Here is a 21,482-nt window from a genome sequence, read left to right as displayed (position 1 = left end):
ATATTGGTTACTCTTCTCGCCTGCATAAGCCCCGCTAAAGCGAAACAACAGACTAATTGCTTTCTCTAGTTAAACGTATCGATAGGCAAACTTCACGTTTAGGCGCTGTTAAAAAAGTATCACATCTCTGACGGTAGATGATTTGTTTGCTTTTTTTAAAGCTGCTCTAATCAAAGCAGCCACCCCGCTGCACGATGTATTGACTATGGTGACGTGCTGCGGATTACAACAACAATAAAAGCTTCCTCAAGCGACTACAGCTATAGAGGAAAAGAGAGCGCACCATGAAAGCGGTAGCAAGTATATTTCTAGTATGTGCCGGCCTGTCGGTTGTGTTGGCTAGTCAAGCGGCTGAAACGCTGACGATTGCGACAGTCAATAATAACGACATGATCCGTATGCAGCGGTTATCGAAGACGTTCGAGGAGCAGAACCCCGAGATTAAGCTCCAGTGGGTCGTATTGGAAGAGAACACCCTCCGGCAACGTCTGACTACCGATATCGCAACCCAAGGTGGTCAGTTTGATATTTTGACCATTGGTACCTACGAAACCCCGCTCTGGGGCGTCAAGGGTTGGCTGGAAACCATGAAAGATCTTCCTGCCAATTACGATCTTGAAGACATCTTTTCTTCTGTACGTGAAGGCCTTTCGGTCAACAACACACTCTATGCTCTGCCCTTTTACGGCGAAAGCACAATCACCTATTACCGCACCGACTTGTTTAAGCAAGCAGGCTTAACTATGCCTGAGCGGCCGACCTGGACTCAGTTAGGTGAGTTTGCAGCCAAGCTACACCATCCTGATAAAGGACAATATGGAATGTGTCTGCGCGGTAAAGCTGGCTGGGGTGAGAACATGGCCTTGCTTACTACGATGGCCAATGCCTTTGGCGCACGCTGGTTTGACGAGAAATGGCAGCCTGAGTTTACGAGTCCTGAATGGACTAACGTGGCCAATTTTTACGTAGATACCTTGAAGAAGTATGGTCCTCCCGGTGTATCCAGTAACGGTTTTAACGAAACCCTTGCTTTGTTTAATAGCGGTAAATGTGCCCTATGGGTGGATGCCAGCGTAGCCGGTTCTTTTATCACAGACAAAACCCAAAGCAAGGTAGCTGATAGCACAGGGTTTGCAGCGGCTCCGCACGAGGTAACCGATAAAGGTTCTTCTTGGCTGTATGCCTGGTCACTGGCGATTCCGTCTACTTCCAAACATAAGGACTCTGCCAAGCGTTTTGTTACTTGGGCAACCTCCAAAGACTACATTCAATTGGTTGCGGAGAAAGATGGCATCACTCATGTACCGCCGGGCACTCGCCAATCTACTTACAACGAGGCCTACCTGCAGGCTGCACCCTTTGCCAGGGTCACCTTACAGATGATGCAAAGCGCTAATCCCCGTGAGCCTTCTGCCAAACCGGTACCTTACGTAGGCATTCAGTACGTGACGATACCTGAGTTCCAATCCATTGGGACGTCAGTAGGAAAGCTGTTCTCAGCGGCGCTGACCGGACAAATGTCCGTACAACAGGCGCTAAAAGCGGCACAGCAATCTACTACTCGTGAAATGAAGCGTGCGGGCTATCCCAAATAGCAAGCTGTGTTGTTATTACTCGCAGTAGCAGCTAGCCGCGCTCCCTTGCGTTGCTAGCTGCTAACCGTACAGTTACGGTTGGAGCCATCATGCATACCAATAATACAACGCTTAAGTCACCCTCGGCATACCAAGCAGCGGGCCCTCTTCCCAAACGTCATCATCAGTTCCGCTCCGGTTGGTTTCTGGTCAGTCCTTCAGTTGCGCTGCTACTGCTGTGGATGATTGTGCCGCTGGGGATGACCATCTACTTCTCGCTGATTCGCTATAACCTCTTGTATCCCGGCGAGAACGACTTTGTCGGGCTGGAAAACTTCGAATACTTCATTACCGACACCGGCTTTATGCCCGGCATGACCAATACCCTGCTGCTGGTAGGCAGCGTACTGTTGATTAGCGTGGTACTGGGTGTGCTGATCTCCGCGCTTCTGGAGGCTACCGAGTTTCTCGGCCGCGGTATCGTCCGGGTGCTTTTGATTTCGCCCTTTTTCATCATGCCCACGGTAAGTGCCCTGATCTGGAAAAACCTGATCTTTCATCCTGTCTCGGGCATCCTGGCGGCTGTGTGGAAGTTCTTTGGCGCACAGCCCATCGACTGGTTGGCCACCCATCCGCTTTTATCCATCATTCTGATTGTGTCCTGGCAGTGGCTACCCTTTGCCATTCTGATCCTGATGACAGCCATGCAGTCGCTGGATCAGGAGCAGAAAGAAGCGGCACGGCTGGACGGCGCCGGGCCGCTTGCCATTTTCTGGCACCTCACCCTACCCCATCTGGCGCGCCCCATTGCCGTCGTGGTGATGATCGAGACGATCTTTCTCCTGTCGGTGTTTGCCGAGATCTTTACTACAACCAGTGGCGGCCCCGGCTTTGCCTCTACCAACCTGGCGTACCTGATCTATAACCAGGCGCTCTTGCAATTTGACGTGGGCATGGCCTCTGCTGGCGGATTGATTGCCGTCGTGATCGCCAACATCGCCGCCATCATCCTGGTTCGGATGCTTGGCAAGAACCTGACCCAACAGTGAGGATGCGACCATGATGACGCTCAAGCAATCCCGGCGCCTGCACAGCGCCCTTCTTGGCACACTAGCCTGGGGCATTGCGCTGGTACTGTTCTTTCCGATCTTCTGGATGATCCTGACCAGCTTCAAGACTGAGATCGATGCCTTCGCGACCCCTCCGCAGTTCCTCTTCATGCCCACGCTGGAAAACTACCTGCACATTCAGGAGCGCAGCGATTATTTCCACTTTGCCTGGAACTCCGTTGCCATCTCCTTTGGCTCTACGGTGCTGGGCTTACTGCTGGCGGTTCCGGCGGCCTATTCGATGGCCTTTCATGAAACGCGCCTGACCAAGCAGACCCTGCTGTGGATGCTCTCGACCAAGATGCTGCCGGCGGTAGGTGTATTGATGCCTATCTACCTGATCACCAAAAGCCTTGGCCTGCTCGACACCAAGCTCTCGCTGATCGTTATCTACACGCTGATCAACCTGCCGATCATGGTCTGGATGGTGTACACCTATTTCAAGGACACCCCCAAGGACATCCTTGAAGCGGCTCGCCTGGATGGCGCAACCACTTTGCAGGAAATCGTTCGGGTGCTGCTACCAATCAGCAAGGGCGGCCTGGCTTCGACTGTTCTGCTATCCCTGATCCTGTGCTGGAACGAGGCGTTCTGGTCGCTCAACCTGACCTCCTCCAGCGCAGCCCCGCTGACCGCCCTGATTGCCTCCTACTCAAGCCCCGAAGGCTTGTTCTGGGCCAAGCTCTCGGCCGTTTCGACACTAGCGTGCGCGCCCATCCTGATCTTTGGCTGGATTAGCCAGAAACAACTGGTACGCGGCCTGTCCTTTGGCGCCGTCAAATAACAACAAGAGGACTTTTGCATGGCTACGCTAAAAATTCGCAACCTGCACAAAGGCTTCGATTCCCTCGAAATCATCAAGGGTATCGATCTGGACATCAACGACCGTGAATTCGTGGTGTTTGTGGGTCCCTCCGGGTGTGGCAAGTCCACTCTGTTGCGTCTGATTGCCGGGCTTGAAGACGTTACCGGTGGCACCATCGAACTGGACGGCCGCGACATTACCGAGGTCAGCCCCGCCAAGCGCGACCTGGCCATGGTGTTTCAGACCTATGCGCTTTATCCCCACATGACCGTACGCAAGAACATGTCCTTTGCGCTGGACCTGGCGGGCATTGCCAAAGCGGACGTTGAGAAGAAAGTTAACGAGGCCGCACGCATCCTGGAGCTGGGCCACCTGCTTGATCGCAAGCCCCGCCAGCTCTCCGGAGGGCAGCGCCAGCGGGTCGCCATTGGCCGAGCCATCGTGCGCAACCCCAAGGTGTTTCTCTTTGACGAGCCGCTGTCCAACCTGGACGCCGCCCTGCGCGTACAGATGCGCCTGGAGCTGGCACGCCTGCACCAGGAACTCAAGGGCACCATGATCTATGTGACCCACGATCAGATAGAGGCCATGACCCTGGCAACCAAGGTTGTTGTGCTCAATGGCGGACGCGTCGAGCAGGTCGGCTCGCCGCTGGAGCTCTATCATCATCCGGCCAACCTGTTTGTTGCAGGCTTTTTAGGAATGCCCAGGATGGCTTTTCTCAAGGCTAGGGTGACTCAGACCGGTGCCCAGTCCACCGAGATCGAGCTGGCCAGCGGGCCTCGCCTGCGCCTGCCCCGTGACGGTCGCAACTTGACCGTGGGCCATGAGGTGAGCCTGGGCATTCGTCCGGAGCATCTGATTATCGAAACGCAAGGGCAGCTCTCCGTGACCACGGATGTTACCGAGCGCCTGGGCAGCGATACCTATTGCCACATGACCACCGACTCGGGCGAGCCACTGACGGTACGTGTCTCAGGGGATTTCTCCTGTGCCTATGGCGAGCGCCTCAAGCTGGTTGTGGACGTCAACTATTGTCATCTGTTCGACGAGCAAGGCCAGGCGGTAAGCCGTGCCATGCAGCAGGCCGCCTGAGCTTTATAAACCCTTCTAATCACCTCAAAAGAGAACGATAGACAAATGAAACGTTTAGAGAACAAGAGCGTGCTCATCACCGGTTCTGCTCGTGGTATAGGCAGAACCTTTGCTGAAGCTTATATCCGTGAAGGCGCCACTGTTGCTATTGCAGATATTAATATTGAGCGTGCTCAGCGTACGGCTGACGAGCTAGGACCAAATGCTTATGCGGTCGAAATGGATGTTACCAGCCAGGCTTCAATTGATAGCACGATTGCCGCTGTTGTTGACAAGGCTGGCAGGCTCGATGTCCTAGTCAATAACGCCGCATTGTTTGATCTGGCACCAATTACCGAAATTACGCGTGAAAGCTATGATCGCCTTTTCTCAATAAACGTAGCTGGCACACTTTTCACACTGCAGGCTGCGGCCAAGCAAATGATTGCTCAGGGACAAGGTGGAAAAATTATTAACATGGCCAGCCAGGCTGGTCGCCGCGGAGAAGCACTGGTCGCTGTGTACTGCGCCACTAAAGCTGCAGTGATCAGCCTGACGCAATCGGCAGGCCTCAACCTTATCAAGCACAAGATAAATGTAAATGCCATTGCGCCTGGAGTGGTTGATGGTGAGCATTGGGAAGGCGTCGACGCGTTGTTTGCAAAATATGAGAACCGCCCCCTTGGTGAAAAGAAACGACTCGTGGGACAGGAAGTGCCTTATGGTCGTATGGGAACTGCCGAAGACCTGACAGGCATGGCTATTTTCTTGGCCTCATCTGAAAGTGATTACGTGGTGGCCCAGACCTATAACGTCGATGGTGGAAACTGGATGAGCTAAGGCCCATTCATAGTGCCCGCTGCGTCTAACAAGGCAGCGGGCACTGAAAATATCATGCCCCAACGTTAGCAAAAAACGACTTGGTGTGAGTATCTCAGACAGCCTGAGAAAGGCTGGTGGAATGATTCCAACTGTTGGCTGTGATTACTGGGAGTTCGTGCCGGCGCGGAAGGTCTGGACCACGACGTGTACAGGTTAAAGCGGCTGCCTCACATGCAAACGCCAACATGGCCTCTATCCTCTCCTGCTCAAGAGTTGCCACTGAGGCTGGGTGATCCAGCCCTTGTTCAGTTAGAAAGGCAATGACGGCAGCCTGAAAGGTATCCCCTGCCCCTACTGTATCCACTGGCGTCAATGGCCGCCCTGGATGTAACCAGTCACCTCGGTTTCGAGTGAAGACGCTAACCCCCTTTTCACCGTGCGTAAGGAGCACCCACTGGCACTGATTACTTAGCCAGTTACGAGCTACAACTGCTGGAGCCTCATTAGGATAGAGCAACTCCAGGTCTTCCTCGCTGACCTTAATGATATGGGCATGCTGAGCAAACGCTGCAATCTGCTTGCGCCATAATCCAACATCTGGTTCGACATTGAGGCGAACATTAGGATCTAGAGTGATCAGGCGTTCTTTTGAAGCATCTGCCACCAACTGATATAAGGCGTCGGCAGTGGGCTGGACTACTAAGGAATAAGAACCCACATGAACGCCTCGAACCTCAGCCTCAAGCTCAGGTAAATGGTGGGGGGCTAACTGCCGGTCAGCTCCCGCCTCACCATAAAAGCTGTAGTGAGGACTGCCCTGTTCATTTACGGTAACCATGCTGAGCGTAGTCGGAGCATTTACTTCCACCAGATAACGCGTCGACACCCCTTCTTCTTGCAAGACCTGTCTAAGTTGTTTCCCCAAGTAGTCGGTTGAAAGACCCGTCAACAAGCCTGCCTTGATACCCAACCGGCTCAGGCCTACTGCTACATTAAAAGGAGATCCGCCCGCTACAGCGTTAAGCCCGACTCGACTAGGAAGAAAACTTGTTTGAGGTTCTACAAACAGGTCGAATAGCGCCTCGCCACCGACTAAAAACATAACGCTACTCCTTAATTGACGAGCCGTTTAAACGCTCGATTGCGCGCGCTTATCCATTACCGGTTTAGAGGATGCGTGCGCAAACCGGTGCCGGTATTCACTAGGGGTTTCATGCATCTCATAGCGGAAATGCCGATTGAAGTTCGACAAATTGGCATATCCCACATCAAAACAGATGTCTGCTATGGTTTTCTGACTTTGTAGAAGCAGACGACACGCACGTTGAATACGTAGCTTACGGACAATGTCTACGAAGGTATGTCCAGACGTGCGCTTGAAAAAGCGGGAAAAAGACGGCTCGCTCATCTTCAGGCGCTGAGCAATTTCGGACATTCTAATCTCGCCAGACAAGTCTTTTAAAATGTACTCAAAGACCTGATTCATACGCGCGGTCGTAAGGCTATCGAGCATCGGAGCATAGTATTGGCTAGCGAGCGTATGGCGCTCGGCCTTATCGGCGAGTGCCAATACCTCCAGCAAGGAAAAGAACAGAGCTAACCGCCCCAGACCTTGGCTTTGGCCTATACGCTCCAAAAGTTCAGCAGCTTTGCGGGCTGCATCTCCTGTAAACTCAATGCCTTGTCTGGCCTGAGCAAACAACTTCCTGAGATTGCCCAGCTCAGGAAGCGTCTCGCTTAAGCGCAATAAGGTGTCGCCATCGAACTGCAACACGACATCGCGGCCGGCGATATGTTGTTCTGCACCTAAATCGCTGATCCAGTCGTGAGGTAAACCAGGCCCGATAAGCGCGACATGGCCTGGGCCAAAGGGACCAATATAGTCCCCAGCAAGTAATTTCCCATTGCCCTGGCGGATCAAATGAACTTCAAACTCGGGGTGATGATTCCAGCGGGCAAGCGGGTATGGGTAATCGTGTTCATACCATCTAAAACTATGCTCTGGCTGGGTAATGATCACTTCCAGCTCTGGACGTCTATCACTCAGTAACGTGTCCTTCATTTGCCCTAGGCTCCGCCCATAATGACGTCAGGCCAAACAGGTGACCTTACTACTGGCCACCAGCTTGTCACAGAGTCCAACCAGATAAGCACGAATACAAACATTAGCCTGCCCAACCTCTGGTAAATTGATGTTACGGATAACAAGCGCCTGCTGCTTTCCCGTGAACAACTCCCCCATGAGTAATCCCTGGTCAAACTGCATGACGTGCAGTGGATCGTCCGACAACCTGTGTATGAGGTTTGGCTTTCTGGACAAGGCCAGGCTGATCGACATGGATAAAATAGGTCAGCACTATGCCAACGGCATACAAGGAGGCATAAATCCAGACAACGCCCTCAACGCCAACGCTGGAAATAGCCAAGGTGGCAATAGCGGGTCCCATGAAGTTGGAGAGCCCAGCTGCCAGGTTATGCGCGGAAATGGCAGCACCTTTATGCTCAGGCGCCATGGCTGGAAAGATTGCCCCCATAGGAACGAATGCCGACACGCCAATGCCCAGCGCAACGGCCGCAATCACAGCGGCAGTAATGCTTGCGCCATAGAGATGAGGTAGATAGTAAAACGATAGGGTTGCCAGTGCGCATCCCGCGCAGCCAAACCAGCGCATTTGGCGTACCCAGCCAATGCGGTCACCAATCAGCCCCCACATGACATTAGTAAAGATGGTGACGATAAATACCAGTCCCCAGATACGAAGCCACTGCTCCATCGTGAAGCCTACCTCTGACGAAGTTAAGAACAGTGGCATGATGACCGGAAAACCGAACAGCGTAAGATTACAGATGATGCGAACTAGCGCTGCAATCAGAATGCTGCGGTTATCAAACAAAATGGTAACGCCCCGGCTGAGCTCACGTAGCCGTTCAGCCGAAGTGAGTGTGTTGGCCGTTCCTCTGCCGTGTTGACCCTTTACCAGAAACAGCACCATCGCACCGGCAATGGCCACCCAGCCAACGGCCATCCATAGCGTTCCCATAAAGCCTATGTGTGGGATGCTGAAACTTGGCAAGTAGGTGCCCAGAAACCCAATACCAATGGAATACATGGTCCAGTACCAACCCATCGCCGAAGCAAGCCTTGCCCGCGGCGCGACCTGAGCGACCCAGACCAGGAAGGCATAGATAAACAGTGGATAAGCCAGTCCACGAATGCCGTAGAACACCACCATGAGCAGGTAATTTTCCTGGCCCAGACCAAATGTCAGGAAGAGGATATGAAAGGCTATCCACGCCACTACACCGATGCGCATGATACGCTGCGGTCCGAAAATCTCAGCCAGTACGCCAGAGCTCCAGCTAGAGAACGCGGCCAGTAAACCGTAGACAGTGAAGAGAAACGAGGCTTGGGTAGGAGAAAAGCCAAGGTCGACGACATAACGTGATAAGAAGGCTAGTTCAATCCCATCACCGGTCATGAACAGAGCAATCGCGACATAGCCCCAGAGCAGGCATAACGGCATGCCCATGAGCAGTCCGCGTGAGTCTTCGCGGTTAACCATAACGCTTTCCTTTGTTGTACTTGTAAGTTCAACTTCCTAACTGGCCTTGGGCCAACATTGGTTGGAAGAAGACAGCATCAACTTACTGATGGAGTAGCTAAAGCGGCTAGCCCCTTTGTTAACGTTCTCCTGATACTTTTTTGCAGTGTTTGGCCTACTCAAGACGGATGCGTTAGGTAAAATTCAGCTAGGCCGCAACACTTTTCCCAGCTTGAGTGCCATTCCGCCCCTGCCTGGGCAAAGCTGTGCAGCCCTATGGGATAGAGGTCGTACATAAGGAAGTTAGTTAAACCTTTATCGAGCAAGAAACGCTTGGGTTGGCGTTAACTAACTTATCGAGTAGGCGGGATAACCGCTTAAGTTCTATTACCATCACCCACCGGAAAACACCTCTAGCCGACTGCTAAGCGAGAGAAGGGATTACAGTACCTGAGGGCGTCAACATGAAATGCGTACGCCCTTATTAGCCGTTCAAAGGTGCCGAAAAAGGGCCGCTACGAGTACGCCGGCTGTGATGGCTGGCAGAGGTTTTTTCGTTAGCAGCATCGTTAGTGCCGTAGTCAACAAAGCCAAGCGCGCGGCATTGTCGCCTTCAAGCGCTAGCGGGGCTAGAAGCGCGACTAGAACCGATCCCGACATAGCACTAATAAACTGTTGGACCCTCAAGTTAATGGGGACAAAAGACATTACAAATACCCCGCCCCAACGGGTCGCTAACGTTACCACGGCCATGATGAGCACAATGATTAACGTGCCGGCGCCTGCCGTTTCAATACTCATCTAGTTTTCTCCATCCATATAGCGCCCAAAATACCCCCAGCGAATGCGCCTACGACGACATGGCTATTGGCGGGCAAGTATTTATAAGCCAGGAGCGATGAACAGGCAGCGACAATCCAGATAATCAACATCCGCAGGTTCTTCTGCCCACCAATTACCATAGCCAGCAGAAAGCAGCCCATTACCATATCCAGTCCCAAGCCGACTGGGTCATGAATAGCACTGCCAAAACGAAGACCTAGCCAACTGCCGAATATCCACGAAAGCCACAAGGCAAGGCCGCCGCCAAATAACAAGCCCAAGCCAGGTTGCCCACGACTAAAGGCCTGCATCGACATTGCCCAATTAGCGTCCGATACAACAAGCATTACGCCATAGCGCTTGGCTGGCGATAGAGTGCGCATCCAAGGGTACAGCGTCGCCCCCATTAGAAGATGCCGGGCATTAATGGCGAACACAGTAATTATCATAGGGATAAGCGGTACGTGATCACCCCATAAATCTAAGACTGCAAATTGCGCTGCGCCTGCAAACACCAAGGTACTCATCGCGACGACGGAAGTATTGGTTAATCCTGACTGTGCTGCGGCGAGACCAAAGGCGATCCCGAATACAACAACAAAAAGAGAGATAGGAATCAGTTGTTTAAAGCCGCGCCAAATATCATCGGAGGTGAGTATGTGCAGATCTGTATCAATACTAGACAAAACAAATGATCCTTTCTTTTAACTCTAGAAATCAGAGACGTGCGTGCTTTCAAAAGGTACTCGTCTTAGATCATGGTTTGGGCACTCCAACATACGTGAGCAGATCAGCAGTATCTCCCTGACTTTTATTTTCGAAAAGTGCATAATTCAGCATGGTGCTATTCGCTAAACTAATACTTGAGATAAAGATGTACCCTCAGGATCTTCAGATTGACTGGCTAAAGTGCTTTATTGCGGTAGTAGATGCTGGGTCAATGTCCAACGCTGCCACCCAGGTGCATCGATCTCAGTCTGCGGTAAGTATGCAAATCAGAAAGCTTGAGACTGCGGTGGGACGTCAACTGCTTGTACGAGACGCTCGGCGTCATCAGCTTACGGCTGATGGTCAGATGCTCTTGGGTTATGCTCGGCGAATGCTGGATTTACATAACGAAGCACAGGCTGTATTTCATGGAAATCAGTTAACCGGGCGTGTAAGGCTTGGCGTCCCCGATGATTATGCTGCCAAATACCTAACTCCAGTGCTCAAGCGTTTTGCACATCACTACGGCGCGGTCGAAATTGAATTGGACTGCGAACAGTCAACTTCTTTGATTCCTCGGGTTGAGCGTGGCGATCTGGACCTTGCATTAGTATCAAGGGATCACCCACGTCGTGGAACCTTACTGTTTCATGAACCCATGGTATGGATTGGTTCACCTCAATTTGAAGCCTGGAGACGTGATCCGCTACCGATTGCGGTGTATGAGAGCACTAGCCTGGCAAGACGAAGCGCCATTAATTCATTGGCTTTGCAGGGGCGTCGTTACAAGGTCGTCTATAACAGCTCAAGTTTGGCCGGTCAGATTGCGGCTGTTGAGAGCGGCCTGGCTATAGCAGTGCTGACTCAATGCAGCGCACCGCGGCACCTAGCAATATTAGGCAGTGAGCATGGACTGGGTCCGCTTGAACCAATGGAGGTATCTGTTTATCGCTGCCGTGCCTCGCAAGGCTCTGCAGCTGTTGATAGTCTACATGAACTGCTAATCAAGACGTTAAGACACTCTGCCGCGCATTGAGTCTAAGGCCCAGGATCATCTTGTTAAACCTAGTCTACATGACCTTACACAAGGGGTTCATGCAATAGCAGGGGACAGCTCTCTTAGGGAGCCTTGAAGTTTGGAATGCTACTCAGATTAACAGCTTATACAGAAGGAATATGCCACCGCCGATAACTGGGACAGCAATCGCAGTCGCTTGCAAAAGCGGAACAAAGCTATTTCTTTGGTTTTTCTGCATCTGATGGATGATGCTTTGAACCTTCTGCGGATCGTTCAGGTATGGGTTCTTGAACTGTTGTTTGGTGCTCATAGTAGACCTTTCGTGCTTTAAGCACGGCAGATACTGGATCGTCACGATGAAATCCAGTGAAGTATATAAGCACCAGCTACTACCATTGGACCCCAGCAACACCTGCCTTGGCAATCAGGGCCAGGCTACTTTTGGACTGTTGATGATCGATCTTGGCCAGGAACGTTTGAAACTCCTGCTCGCTCCGATACGGGCTTTTCAACGGCTGTTGCTGCTTATTGATCATGTTTAGGAGCCTTTGGAATTTGGGTTCGGGTTAGCCGCTGGTAATCCGAAACAAGGCATAGGATGCCCCTACTATGACCGGAATGCTAAGTATTGCAGCGGCCCACGGTATGAAGCTACTGTGGCTTTGGCGCGCTTCGACTTGGTGCATGAAGTTCTGGAAGTCTCGCTGAGCCTTGGTCTTGGGTGATTCTTGCGGGTTTAGCATCTTGGTACTCCTGAACCTTGTAGAAGGCGGTTGCACCGGTAGCAACTGCTGCGCTGATAGCCGCGACCATAGTGACCAGTTTCTGCGTTCTCTCCCATTTCTGGTAGGCTCTATCGCTTCGCAGCTTGGCAATTTCTTCCATCAGCTTTTCTTTCTCAGCTGCAGGCCGGTATTCCTCAAACCTCAGCTTCTAGGCTTAGCTTTTCAATTTCAAGTGCCGTCTTTCTTAGTGTATAGACTGCCTGCCGGGATGCAATATCCTCTGGCTTGTCTGGTAGATCTGATTCGATCATTGGCCCAATCCTTAATCAAGCGACCCCATGCTGATGACACAGATAATCCAGCGCCACCTCGCTATAGCTGTCTCCAGCCTCCAGCTTGATCTTTCCCTGTGCTTCAAGCTCTTTACCCAATGCGGCCAGCTTTTGCGATTGCGGATACAGTTTCAGGATTGAAGACATCCAAACAATTGCGTTCTCTACATCCAATGCGAACTGATCAAGCTTTTTACTCTTAACGATGGAAAGAGGATATGGCCGGTCTACACCATCTTTTTCGGACTGTAGTTTTTGGCAGAGCTCCAAAAGCTCAATGCCTCGCATTACCTGAGATCTGTATGTCGTTGTCACTTTGATTTCCTCTAACTCTTCCATCCGTTGATATGAAATCAGCTTCTCACGAGTTTGGTGAAATGCAAGTCAGGCAGAAACCAGGCTATCAAGCGCGAGCAATATTCGTGTGAGCAGGCTTCAATAATGCCTCTCGACTCTTTTCCCTTATACCTATGGCCCTCTCCAGCGCCTTGGCAAAATGAGCCTCCCAGGTATTGGCGGTACCTATATAGACATTCACCGGCTTTCCTCTCAAGGGCGTCACCTTGAAGCTGTAGAGCAGCTGTGAGCCCTTGCCGCCCCGGTTGAGCTTTGTACGCGTGGCCAGCGTGATTCCTACAGGTAGGTCAGGACGGCCTTTATCGCTGCGCTGGTGTCGATAGTGGCGTACTGCTTCGGTATATGGGCGCAAGGCATCGTTGTACGCCTTGGCAGCTGCATAGCTGGCGTTGGGAGCGTGAGAGTATGCCGCATCGAAAAAGGCCTTGGGAGACTCCCCGCTCCGGATAGGAGCTACATACCAGCCGTCGTCGGTCCGGTTTCGAGTGATTCCATGGTCTGGATGGATTTCAGCGTACACACCTTTCCCTCTTATCAACCCAAGTGCATAGAACTGATAGGACTGACCTACCGTTTCAGCTTTGAAATTTAACTTGGCAATCCGCTACGCTGCATCCACTTTCCCCCATTTAGAGATTTATTTGCTACCAAACCAAGTGCCGATTTGATCGCCTGCCTTGGTCTTCAACTGGGATGTTGGGGCGCAGTCTTCTCCAAAGAGCTCAGCTTTCAGTGATGTGACGTTCCTTGCGCTGCAGGCAACAATGAACCTACCCATGATCTCGGTTGAGCACATCAAGACCGAGACCCTGACCTGATGCATCGGTACAACTGGATTAGACCGCACCAATTCAACAATGGACTGGCCCCAGCTCAGGCCGAGAAAAAACTTAACGTCGTGTCCGGGATTAGTGACCTGCCCCCAGTTTTAGTACCGCTGCCTATTTAGTAGGCCCTGGGGTTGATATTAATATTTCGTGTTGCGATTGGTGCTGGCTCGCTCGCCAATGCGCAGCGAACTCTGCCGGGGTGTTATTACCGATAGCGCTGTGCGGTCGGTGTTCGTTGTAGTCCCTTCGCCAGGCCGCGATGCGGATTCTGGCCTCGGCCAATGAGCAGAACCAGTGCTCGTTCAGGCATTCATCCCGAAACTTGCCGTTGAATGATTCGATGAACGCATTCTGTGTGGGCTTGCCAGGCTGAATCAGCTTCAGCTTGACATCGCGCTGATAGGCCCATTGATCAAGTGCCTTGCCGGTGAATTCGGGGCCCTGGTCGGTGCGGATTGCCTTGGGGTAACCGCGGAATCGGGCCATTTCATCCAATGCGCGAGTAACGCGAAAGCCGCTGACACCGTGATCCACAAGGATACCCACCGCCTCCTTGGTGAAATCATCGACCACCGTCAGACATTTGATCCTCCGCCCCGTACTGAGTGCATCGAAGACGAAGTCCATCGACCACACCTGATTCGGCGCGCTCGGCAGACTCAGCCGTTCGCGCTCTACGGCGACACCGTGGCGGCGCCTCCGGCGCTGCACCATCAAACCGGCAGCCCGGTACAGGCGATAGATCCGCTTATGGTTGACCTGCATGCCAGCCCGCCGCAGCAGGATATGCAGGCGCCGGTAGCCAAAGCGCCGACGCTCCTGTGCCAGCTCCACGAGTTGGGTTTGTAGCCTGATGTTTTGCTCGCTGGAGCGGGGTTGATAGCGCAGTACCGAGCGAGACAGCCCGATCAGCTGACAGGCACGGCGCAGGAGATGCCGGTTCTGGCCTGCATCTCCTGCGCCGCCCCCCGCCGTGCTGTCGGGCTTACCCTTTTCCCCGAACGATTACCTTCAGTGCCTCGATATCCAGATGGGCTTCGGCCAGCAGCTTTTTCAGCCGGCTGTTCTCCAGTTCGAGATCCTTGAGTCGCTTGGCGTCTGGCACGGTCATGCCACCGAATTTGGCACGCCAGGTGTAGAACGAGGCATCACTGAAGCCGTGCCGTCGGCACAGCTCCTTCACCGGCACACCGGCCTCTGCCTGCTTGAGAAAGTCGAGAATCTGTTCTTCCGTAAAACGCTTTTTCATTGCCGTCTCCTGCGCAGAAAACGGACTCTACTAAGTTCAGCGTGGTACTGAAATCGGGGAGCAGGTCATTAGTTGACCACTACAAGATTCATCATGCCGGAATTTTCTAGTTTTGGTTGACCCAGATCATTGAGTCAACCTCAGCAAGCTTTTCCAAGCATTAACAGCAGTGACCCCCTAGCTTCTGGCAGAAGATGTGAAGAAAACAGGCATAGATAATCAAGTTCTATTCAGCCGCTTTGCCCACGATACACCTCTCCTATGTGCCTTTTTACAAGGTCACTACCGCTCAGTATTAAATAAGAACAAGAGATCACAGCGATGAGTCAGCTTGAACTACAACAACTGTTGATGGCTGCTAAAGACCAAGCACCCGATCTTTCAGATGAGCCCCATGAAATCCGTCGAAAATTCGATGCTATGTTGGAGCCACTGCCCTATGATTCTCGGTTGAACCTAAGTAGCCGCGCCATTGGCTCAATCGAAGGACTATGGGTAGATGCTCCCCATCTAAACAGTGGACGCATCCTTCTTTATCTACACGGCGGTGCCTATGTATTTGGCGGATCAACAAGTTACAGATCCCTTGGCGCTGCCTTAGCTAATACTTGTCAAGCGCCCTGCTTCATTCCGGACTATCGTCTGGCTCCTGAACACCCTTATCCCGCTGCGGTGAATGATGTCTTAACTGTCTACCAAGATCTTCTAAATCAAGGATACGAGGCCAGCCATATCAGTCTGATCGGTGATTCGGCTGGCGGTGGTTTAAGTCTGGCGCTACTGGTATCTGCAAGGGAAAAAGGCTTGCCGTTACCTGGTAATGTCGTCTTACTTTCTCCGTGGGCCGACCTTGCCATGACGGGCGAAAGCCTGACCCGCCAAGCTGAGCGTGATCCATTACTGACCGAAGCAGGTCTTCGTAAATCCTCTCTTCTCTACCTGAAAGACCTACCTCCTGACACGCCTTTGGCCTCGCCTCTTTACAGTGATCTAACTGGTCTTCCCCCCATGCTAATTCAGGTAGGGTCCCGCGAAATACTCTTAAGCGATGCCGTGCGTATAGCCGAGCGGGCAGGCTTGGTAGACGTATCAGTAGAACTGAGCATTTGGCCAGGCATGGTTCACGTTTGGCAACTTTTCAGCGCGCACCTTTCCGAGGCCAGGCTTGCCTTGAACGCAATCGGTCGGTTTGTTCTTTCCCAACAAAAATAGGAATACCTTCCATGTCTGAAGCTTCGCTTGAGCGCGAGCACGCCGTCGCGTCTGTGGACCTAATCATTGTGGGAGCCGGCTGGGCTGGCATGTATATGCTACGCAAAGCACTCCAACTGGGACTAAAAACGCAAGTGTTCGAAAAGGGAGAGGACGTTGGCGGAACCTGGTACTGGAACCGTTATCCAGGTTTGCGCTGTGATGTAGAGAGTACCGATTACTCGTATTCGTTTGATGAGGACCTACAGCAAGAATGGGAATGGTCCGAGCGCTTTGCCAGCCAGCCGGAAATCTTAAAATATGCCAAGCATGTGGCAGACCGTTTCGGCTTACGCCCTTACATTCGCTTCAATACGCAGATAAGCGCACTGCATTATGATGAGCAGGCGAGCCTCTGGCATGCAACCTCTAAAACAGGTGATCGTCTTACCAGTCGCTTCGTTGTCATGGCCAGTGGCTGTCTGTCTGTGCCTAAGCCGGTCGATATTCCAGGGTTGGGGAGTTTTACTGGAGAGGTGTATCACACGGCCGATTGGCCTCATACCCCTGTCGACTTTACAGGTAAGCGCGTCGGTCTAATTGGCACAGGTTCTTCTGGAATCCAGGTGATGCCTATCCTTGCGCAGCAAGCAGAGCACCTTTTTGTTTATCAACGGACACCCAGCTTTAGTCTTCCCGCGCATAACGCACCGCTCAATGAAAAGCATGTACAACGTCTAAAGGCAGATTACTCCAAGCACAGACGTATCGCGCGTGAAAACACTCTTGGAGGCATTCCCTTCGTTAGCTACAACGAGTCTGCTTTGAATGTCAGCCCAGTAGAGCGCTGGCGCGTCTATGAAGAGATTTACAATCGCGGAGCTCCATTCGCAATGATGTCAGCTTTTAACGACATTCTTGTCAATGAAGAAGCCAATCAAACGCTTGTTGAGTTTGTCGCTGAAAAAATACGGGGCAAGATAAAAGATCCGGCGTTGGCTGAGCAGCTCATTCCTAAGGACCAACATATTGCCACAAGACGGCTATGCATCGATTCGGGCTATTACGAAGCATTTAATCAAGACAACGTCAGCCTCGTTAATCTGAAGCGAACCCCCATTGAACGAATTACACCCGATGGCATAGAAACCGTAGTAGACACACAGAAGCTAGACTGCATTGTCTTTGCCACTGGCTATGACGCCATGACCGGCGCTTTACTGGCTATTGATATACGTGGCCGGCAAGGAGACAGCCTGCAAGATAAATGGCGCGACGGCCCACATACGTACTTGGGCTTATCAATGGCAGGTTTCCCCAATCTATTTACTGTAACCGGCCCTGGCAGCCCGGCTGTGCTCAGCAACATGTTCGTCTCGATTGAGCAGCATGTGGAATGGATCGCTGACTGCTTGGCCTGGATAACACAAAACGGCTGGCAGCGCATTGAGGCCGAGAATAGTGCAGAAGATAACTGGGTCACCCATGTTAACGAGGTAGCTAACTCTACTCTCTTCCCTAAGGGAAACTCTTGGTACCTCGGAGCAAACGTCCCAGGAAAACCACGCGTTTTTATGCCCTACATAGGCGGAGTAGGTAACTACCGAAAGATATGTAACGACGTGGCTAGCAGTGGCTATCGAGGCTTTAAGTTTAGTTAGATAACTAGAAATTCTGTCTGCATATCTAATAATAACAAGGTGACATATGCATCCGTTCGTAGAGAACATTAACGTTGCAGCATCCCGTTTTGTTCGATTAGCAGCTGCTTTTATGCTGAGCACTACCGCTTTTCCAGCTGCTGCTATTGAGGTTATGCCTAACGACTCGGTTCCGGTAACGCCAGGCACTCACGCCTTGGTATTCTATCAATTGCATAACTATTCCACTTCCTACCATCCTGTACATGGCCGGACGATTAGCAACGATACTGAGTTACTAAGCAATATTAGTATCTTTCGATATGCGTACTGGTTTGAATTTGGTGGCAAGACATTTATTGCCAATATTTTGCAACCCTATGGTGAAATCAATCATGCCTCTATAGGAGGAAATAATCTAAGTCGGGACTCCTGGCAATTAGGAGACCCTCAACTACAGCTTGGATTCTGGCCGATTAACCGCCCTGATAAAGGGCAGTATCTCGGTACATCATTATTTATTTCTCCACCTACTGGTCATTACGATCACGATAAAACATTAAACCTAGGCTCCAACCGTTGGAGCGCTTCCTGGCAAGTTAATGCAGTGCAGCGTCTTGCACCGAAAATAGATTTGGAAGTTATTGGTGATACTACGTGGTTCTCGGCAAACGATGATGCCAACGCGTTTGGTCAAGAATTAAAGAAGGATCATGTCTCTACGCTGCAAGTTTGGATGAAGTATAACCCTAAGCCATTAACTACCTGGGCCATTGGCTATCAAGGAAGTTGGGGCGGAAAGGAATACCTAGCTGACGTTTCCACCGGTACCCGTAATGAATTCGATCGGATTCGGCTATTTTATTCAACCTTTGTCAGCCCAACCGTCCAGCTTGGCGCTGAGTTGAGCCGAGATCTCGATACTGTTGGTGGATTTAAGCAGGATTACGGTTTTACGTTTCGTCTGGTCAAACTTCTCTAGCTCCTACTAACGGCCCTTATTTATGCATAAGCTCAGCATTTTTTATCATAGACCAAGCGATCCGGCACACTTTGAGGACTATTACATAAACCAGCATATTCCTTTAGTGCCACAGCTGCCCGATCTCATCCGCTTCGAATACAGCTTTCCTCAGCTAATCAACGGCGAACCCGCACCTTGGTTCTGTCTCTTTGAAGCGTATTTTCCCGACTTAGCCACTTTACAGGCGTCAGTGCAAAGTGTTCAGGGGCAGCAACTGGCAACCGATGTTTCAAATTATGCGCAGGAGATACCGCTTATACTGGTATCAGAGGTTGCGACACTCGGTAAGTAAAAGGACAGGCCAGTCCCTAGGAAAGGGCCGGTTTTGAAGTTAGATTCGATGGATACATGGTTATGTTGGGAGTAGTACTTGATGCCAACATAACCATCCGTATTAAACACATAACAATAATAGAGTAAGGAGTGCATCTATGCCTGCTGCCCATCCTGAAAAAGAGCGCTTTCAGAGCTGGATCGAAACGATTCGAATGAAGTGCGGGAGTCGCTTTTATGCTCGTACTTCTCTAAAAGGTTGGCTTTTTATCGGCGACATTTCGAGTCATGGTCTTCCAGGTCTTGAAATCAGCCGTGTCCGAACTAACGTCCAGCAACTTGCACGCCCTTCGCCTTGGAAAAACCAGGATGGAGACCAACACTGCTTTCTTATTATGCAACGCAGCGGTAGAACACGTGTTAGACAATTTGACCACACCCTGGAATTAAACCCCGGCGATATTGCACTTATTGATTCGGCCGGAGCTTCAGAGCTATTGCCCTTAGGCCTAGTCGAACACGATGCCATGCATTTATCGCGTGATATTCTCTATAGCCACTTACCACATAGTCGCCAGGCCTATGGAAAACTTCCACAAAATGGCGTTTGTGGCCATTTCTTAAAGCTGATTTATACTCAGCTAAGCACGCTACAGAATATAGATAATAATGAAGCTAAAGAGCAGGAAAGTCAGGCAATGCATGAAGCCATTATTAAGCTACTCACTCCTGTAATGTGTGACGAGAGGGCTGCTACCACTCATATTCTAAATGAACTTCCTAACGACAAGCTACTTCATTACGCACAGCAGTTTATCCACAACAATATCTTTGACCCAAGCCTTAATTCAGAACGGGTAGCTAAGCAGTTAGGTATGTCTTTACGTCAACTGTATCGGATATTTGAGGGCACCGACGATAGTATTTATAGCTATATCCAGCGTACCCGCCTAGAGCGTTGTGCACGGGATCTCCGAGATGCCACTCTGCATCACTTATCTATTGCTGAGATTGCACAGCGCTGGGGATTTACTAGTGCGTCTAACTTTAGTAGAGCTTTTAGACATCAATTTTCCTGCACACCGCGCAGTTATCGAATTTAAATATATATTTCTAGCGCTCATACGCTGTACCTATAAAAATTATATCAGCAATAAACCCTGGAATTTTTGAATTATTGTTTTAACTTAATATTGATAGCAAGATAAAGCAGATTAGAGGTTTTTGCCACGTGGGCAGAGCTTTTCGTTATCTAATCATTACTGTCTATAAGTAGCCATTTATATATCTACACAGGAGCAAAACACAACTAATGAGAACTATGAGAGCGGTTCGCTTTATCGAGAGCGGACGTCAACCTGAGATTGTTGATACTCCGATCCCTGCGCCCGGTCCGGGTGAAGTATTGATCCGTATCGGTGGAGCAGGTGTATGCCACTCTGACCTGCACGTCATTGAGCACGGCATTGGTCCTGCTACCAATTTTACGCTGGGGCATGAAAATGCCGGCTGGATAGCCGCTCTTGGGGAGGGGGTTAAGGATTGGAAAGAAGGTGATGCTGTAGCTGTCTATGGCCCATGGGGTTGTGGTACATGCCATAGCTGCCAGGCCTCGGCAGAGAATTATTGTGAGCATCATGCAAATATTGCAAGCATGGGCGGCGGTTTGGGTTCAGACGGCGGAATGGCTGATTATATGATAGTGCCTTCGGCCCGCCTGCTGGTCTCGCTTGGCAACCTCGATCCCATATCAGCTGCCCCTCTTAGCGATGCCGCTCTTACTCCATACCATGCGATTAAAGCCGTGTTGCCTGCTTTGACTCCCGACGCATCGGTACTTGTTATTGGCGTCGGAGGACTAGGACACATGGCAGTGCAAATCCTGCGTGCATTGACCCCGGCACGCGTCATTGCAGCTGATATTGATGACGCCAAGCTCAAGCACGCTTGTGAACTTGGTGCTACCCATGTGATCAACACGCAGCAAAAGACTGCCCAAGAAGAAATCCGCGATATCGTTGGCCAGCGCGGGGTAACCGTTGCGCTCGATTTCGTAGGCGCGCAACCCACTGTCGATCTTGCAGCTAACGTAGTAGGACGTAATAGTCGGATTTCAATAGTCGGCTTAGGGGGTGGGACGTTGCATTACTCAGCTAATACACCCCCATTCGGTACCCAAGTAAATATCCCCTATTGGGGATCACGTACTGAACTGATGGAAGTCATTGCACTTGCTGAGGCTGGACGTATCAGGACTACGGTTGAATCGTTTCCGCTCGAAATAGCCAATGACGTCTATAAGCAATTACAGGAAGGCAAGATCCGGGGGCGTGCGGTTTTAGTACCTTGACCAAATAGATACTGTAATTAACTTCAAGTTAGGAAGG

General features: G+C 51.1%; 23 protein-coding genes and 1 pseudogene. 12 read left to right on the top strand and 12 right to left on the bottom strand.

All coding sequences use genetic code 11. The annotated features are described in order from the left end of the window. Window positions 1-284: 284 nt before the first annotated feature. From EAW52_RS25235 to EAW52_RS25215, 5 genes are all read left to right on the top strand, one after another. Entirely contained in the window at window positions 285-1,595 is a 1,311-nt protein-coding gene (locus EAW52_RS25235) for a sugar ABC transporter substrate-binding protein (protein WP_122044579.1), read from the top strand. 89 nt (window positions 1,596-1,684) lie between these two features. Beyond that, on the top strand, window positions 1,685-2,623 hold the full coding sequence (locus tag EAW52_RS25230; RefSeq protein WP_122044578.1) for a carbohydrate ABC transporter permease: 939 nt from the start codon (window positions 1,685-1,687) through the stop codon (window positions 2,621-2,623). A 10-nt stretch (window positions 2,624-2,633) separates the two neighbouring features. Then, window positions 2,634-3,467, top strand: a complete 834-nt coding sequence (locus EAW52_RS25225; RefSeq protein ID WP_122044577.1) for a carbohydrate ABC transporter permease — start codon at window positions 2,634-2,636, stop codon at window positions 3,465-3,467. 18 nt (window positions 3,468-3,485) lie between these two features. Beyond that, a complete protein-coding gene (locus EAW52_RS25220; protein WP_122044576.1) occupies window positions 3,486-4,583 on the top strand; it encodes an ABC transporter ATP-binding protein in 1,098 nt (365 codons plus the stop codon). Between the two features lie 45 nt (window positions 4,584-4,628). Next, entirely contained in the window at window positions 4,629-5,402 is a 774-nt protein-coding gene (locus EAW52_RS25215; RefSeq protein ID WP_122044575.1) for an L-iditol 2-dehydrogenase, read from the top strand. 94 nt (window positions 5,403-5,496) lie between these two features. On the opposite strand, the gene EAW52_RS25210 is transcribed toward EAW52_RS25215, so the two are convergent. From EAW52_RS25210 to EAW52_RS25190, 6 genes are all read right to left on the bottom strand, one after another. Then, entirely contained in the window at window positions 5,497-6,486 is a 990-nt protein-coding gene (locus EAW52_RS25210; RefSeq protein ID WP_122044574.1) for a carbohydrate kinase, read from the bottom strand. A gap of 27 nt (window positions 6,487-6,513) precedes the next feature. Further along, the gene (locus tag EAW52_RS25205; RefSeq protein ID WP_122044573.1) at window positions 6,514-7,446 is read right to left on the bottom strand and encodes an AraC family transcriptional regulator; all 933 of its coding nucleotides are present in this window, start codon (window positions 7,444-7,446) and stop codon (window positions 6,514-6,516) included. Between the two features lie 27 nt (window positions 7,447-7,473). After that, complete coding sequence (locus EAW52_RS26140; protein WP_162997739.1) at window positions 7,474-7,626, bottom strand: hypothetical protein; 153 nt, start codon at window positions 7,624-7,626, stop codon at window positions 7,474-7,476. Window positions 7,627-7,639: 13 nt separating this feature from the next. Further along, window positions 7,640-8,947, bottom strand: a complete 1,308-nt coding sequence (locus EAW52_RS25200; protein ID WP_122044572.1) for an MFS transporter — start codon at window positions 8,945-8,947, stop codon at window positions 7,640-7,642. Between the two features lie 471 nt (window positions 8,948-9,418). Next, window positions 9,419-9,727: an AzlD family protein gene (locus tag EAW52_RS25195; RefSeq protein ID WP_122044571.1), complete on the bottom strand. Its 309-nt coding sequence runs from the start codon at window positions 9,725-9,727 to the stop codon at window positions 9,419-9,421. Next, window positions 9,724-10,434, bottom strand: coding sequence for an AzlC family ABC transporter permease (locus EAW52_RS25190; protein ID WP_122044570.1), 711 nt, complete (start codon window positions 10,432-10,434; stop codon window positions 9,724-9,726). The genes EAW52_RS25195 and EAW52_RS25190 overlap by 4 nt, the downstream gene beginning before the upstream one ends. Before the next feature lie 188 nt (window positions 10,435-10,622). On the opposite strand from EAW52_RS25190, the gene EAW52_RS25185 reads away from it, so the two are divergent. Continuing rightward, entirely contained in the window at window positions 10,623-11,492 is an 870-nt protein-coding gene (locus EAW52_RS25185; protein WP_122044569.1) for a LysR family transcriptional regulator, read from the top strand. Between the two features lie 112 nt (window positions 11,493-11,604). Here the strand turns inward: EAW52_RS25185 and EAW52_RS25180 are convergent, their stop codons facing one another. The 6 genes and pseudogenes from EAW52_RS25180 to EAW52_RS25160 form a co-directional block, all read right to left on the bottom strand. Next, window positions 11,605-11,784, bottom strand: a complete 180-nt coding sequence (locus EAW52_RS25180; protein WP_162997738.1) for a hypothetical protein — start codon at window positions 11,782-11,784, stop codon at window positions 11,605-11,607. A gap of 79 nt (window positions 11,785-11,863) precedes the next feature. Next, on the bottom strand, window positions 11,864-12,010 hold the full coding sequence (locus tag EAW52_RS26135; RefSeq protein WP_162997737.1) for a hypothetical protein: 147 nt from the start codon (window positions 12,008-12,010) through the stop codon (window positions 11,864-11,866). Between the two features lie 30 nt (window positions 12,011-12,040). Further along, window positions 12,041-12,217, bottom strand: a complete 177-nt coding sequence (locus tag EAW52_RS26130) for a hypothetical protein (RefSeq protein ID WP_162997736.1) — start codon at window positions 12,215-12,217, stop codon at window positions 12,041-12,043. Between the two features lie 308 nt (window positions 12,218-12,525). Further along, window positions 12,526-12,846, bottom strand: coding sequence for a hypothetical protein (locus EAW52_RS25170; protein ID WP_256680687.1), 321 nt, complete (start codon window positions 12,844-12,846; stop codon window positions 12,526-12,528). Between the two features lie 88 nt (window positions 12,847-12,934). After that, window positions 12,935-13,408, bottom strand: a complete 474-nt coding sequence (locus EAW52_RS25165; protein ID WP_122044565.1) for a hypothetical protein — start codon at window positions 13,406-13,408, stop codon at window positions 12,935-12,937. Between the two features lie 421 nt (window positions 13,409-13,829). Next, window positions 13,830-14,967 (bottom strand): annotated as a pseudogene (locus EAW52_RS25160) (IS3 family transposase). A gap of 321 nt (window positions 14,968-15,288) precedes the next feature. Between EAW52_RS25160 and EAW52_RS25155 the strand changes: the two are divergent. From EAW52_RS25155 to EAW52_RS25130, 6 genes are all read left to right on the top strand, one after another. Next, complete coding sequence (locus EAW52_RS25155) at window positions 15,289-16,179, top strand: alpha/beta hydrolase (protein WP_122044564.1); 891 nt, start codon at window positions 15,289-15,291, stop codon at window positions 16,177-16,179. An 11-nt stretch (window positions 16,180-16,190) separates the two neighbouring features. Beyond that, a complete protein-coding gene (locus EAW52_RS25150) occupies window positions 16,191-17,819 on the top strand; it encodes an NAD(P)/FAD-dependent oxidoreductase (protein ID WP_122044563.1) in 1,629 nt (542 codons plus the stop codon). A 46-nt stretch (window positions 17,820-17,865) separates the two neighbouring features. Next, window positions 17,866-18,780, top strand: a complete 915-nt coding sequence (locus EAW52_RS25145; RefSeq protein WP_122044562.1) for a transporter — start codon at window positions 17,866-17,868, stop codon at window positions 18,778-18,780. 22 nt (window positions 18,781-18,802) lie between these two features. Further along, window positions 18,803-19,114: an EthD family reductase gene (locus tag EAW52_RS25140; protein WP_122044561.1), complete on the top strand. Its 312-nt coding sequence runs from the start codon at window positions 18,803-18,805 to the stop codon at window positions 19,112-19,114. Window positions 19,115-19,253: 139 nt separating this feature from the next. After that, window positions 19,254-20,198, top strand: a complete 945-nt coding sequence (feaR, locus tag EAW52_RS25135; RefSeq protein ID WP_122044560.1) for a transcriptional regulator FeaR — start codon at window positions 19,254-19,256, stop codon at window positions 20,196-20,198. A gap of 209 nt (window positions 20,199-20,407) precedes the next feature. Beyond that, entirely contained in the window at window positions 20,408-21,445 is a 1,038-nt protein-coding gene (locus EAW52_RS25130) for an NAD(P)-dependent alcohol dehydrogenase (protein ID WP_218567912.1), read from the top strand. Window positions 21,446-21,482: the final 37 nt, after the last annotated feature.

It is taken from the genome of Pseudomonas sp. LTJR-52, assembly GCF_003691465.1.
GTDB lineage: Bacteria > Pseudomonadota > Gammaproteobacteria > Pseudomonadales > Pseudomonadaceae > Chryseomonas > Chryseomonas luteola.
The sequence above is the reverse complement of the archived record's forward strand: the minus strand, read 5'-3'. Positions and strand labels throughout refer to the sequence as shown.

What these genes read in the sequence shown, in the direction of transcription:
- EAW52_RS25140 (WP_122044561.1), top strand. Translation starts at nt 18,803, where the DNA reads ATGCATAAGCTCAGCATTTTTTATCATAGACCAAGCGATCCGGCACAC.
- EAW52_RS25200 (WP_122044572.1), bottom strand. Translation starts at nt 8,947, where the DNA reads ATGGTTAACCGCGAAGACTCACGCGGACTGCTCATGGGCATGCCGTTA.
- EAW52_RS25130 (WP_218567912.1), top strand. Translation starts at nt 20,408, where the DNA reads ATGAGAACTATGAGAGCGGTTCGCTTTATCGAGAGCGGACGTCAACCT.
- EAW52_RS26135 (WP_162997737.1), bottom strand. Translation starts at nt 12,010, where the DNA reads ATGATCAATAAGCAGCAACAGCCGTTGAAAAGCCCGTATCGGAGCGAG.
- EAW52_RS25235 (WP_122044579.1), top strand. Translation starts at nt 285, where the DNA reads ATGAAAGCGGTAGCAAGTATATTTCTAGTATGTGCCGGCCTGTCGGTT.
- EAW52_RS25220 (WP_122044576.1), top strand. Translation starts at nt 3,486, where the DNA reads ATGGCTACGCTAAAAATTCGCAACCTGCACAAAGGCTTCGATTCCCTC.
- feaR (WP_122044560.1), top strand. Translation starts at nt 19,254, where the DNA reads ATGCCTGCTGCCCATCCTGAAAAAGAGCGCTTTCAGAGCTGGATCGAA.
- EAW52_RS26140 (WP_162997739.1), bottom strand. Translation starts at nt 7,626, where the DNA reads ATGGGGGAGTTGTTCACGGGAAAGCAGCAGGCGCTTGTTATCCGTAAC.
- EAW52_RS25155 (WP_122044564.1), top strand. Translation starts at nt 15,289, where the DNA reads ATGAGTCAGCTTGAACTACAACAACTGTTGATGGCTGCTAAAGACCAA.
- EAW52_RS25145 (WP_122044562.1), top strand. Translation starts at nt 17,866, where the DNA reads ATGCATCCGTTCGTAGAGAACATTAACGTTGCAGCATCCCGTTTTGTT.
- EAW52_RS25215 (WP_122044575.1), top strand. Translation starts at nt 4,629, where the DNA reads ATGAAACGTTTAGAGAACAAGAGCGTGCTCATCACCGGTTCTGCTCGT.
- EAW52_RS25180 (WP_162997738.1), bottom strand. Translation starts at nt 11,784, where the DNA reads ATGAGCACCAAACAACAGTTCAAGAACCCATACCTGAACGATCCGCAG.
- EAW52_RS26130 (WP_162997736.1), bottom strand. Translation starts at nt 12,217, where the DNA reads ATGCTAAACCCGCAAGAATCACCCAAGACCAAGGCTCAGCGAGACTTC.
- EAW52_RS25205 (WP_122044573.1), bottom strand. Translation starts at nt 7,446, where the DNA reads ATGAAGGACACGTTACTGAGTGATAGACGTCCAGAGCTGGAAGTGATC.
- EAW52_RS25150 (WP_122044563.1), top strand. Translation starts at nt 16,191, where the DNA reads ATGTCTGAAGCTTCGCTTGAGCGCGAGCACGCCGTCGCGTCTGTGGAC.
- EAW52_RS25225 (WP_122044577.1), top strand. Translation starts at nt 2,634, where the DNA reads ATGATGACGCTCAAGCAATCCCGGCGCCTGCACAGCGCCCTTCTTGGC.
- EAW52_RS25185 (WP_122044569.1), top strand. Translation starts at nt 10,623, where the DNA reads ATGTACCCTCAGGATCTTCAGATTGACTGGCTAAAGTGCTTTATTGCG.
- EAW52_RS25210 (WP_122044574.1), bottom strand. Translation starts at nt 6,486, where the DNA reads ATGTTTTTAGTCGGTGGCGAGGCGCTATTCGACCTGTTTGTAGAACCT.
- EAW52_RS25230 (WP_122044578.1), top strand. Translation starts at nt 1,685, where the DNA reads ATGCATACCAATAATACAACGCTTAAGTCACCCTCGGCATACCAAGCA.
- EAW52_RS25195 (WP_122044571.1), bottom strand. Translation starts at nt 9,727, where the DNA reads ATGAGTATTGAAACGGCAGGCGCCGGCACGTTAATCATTGTGCTCATC.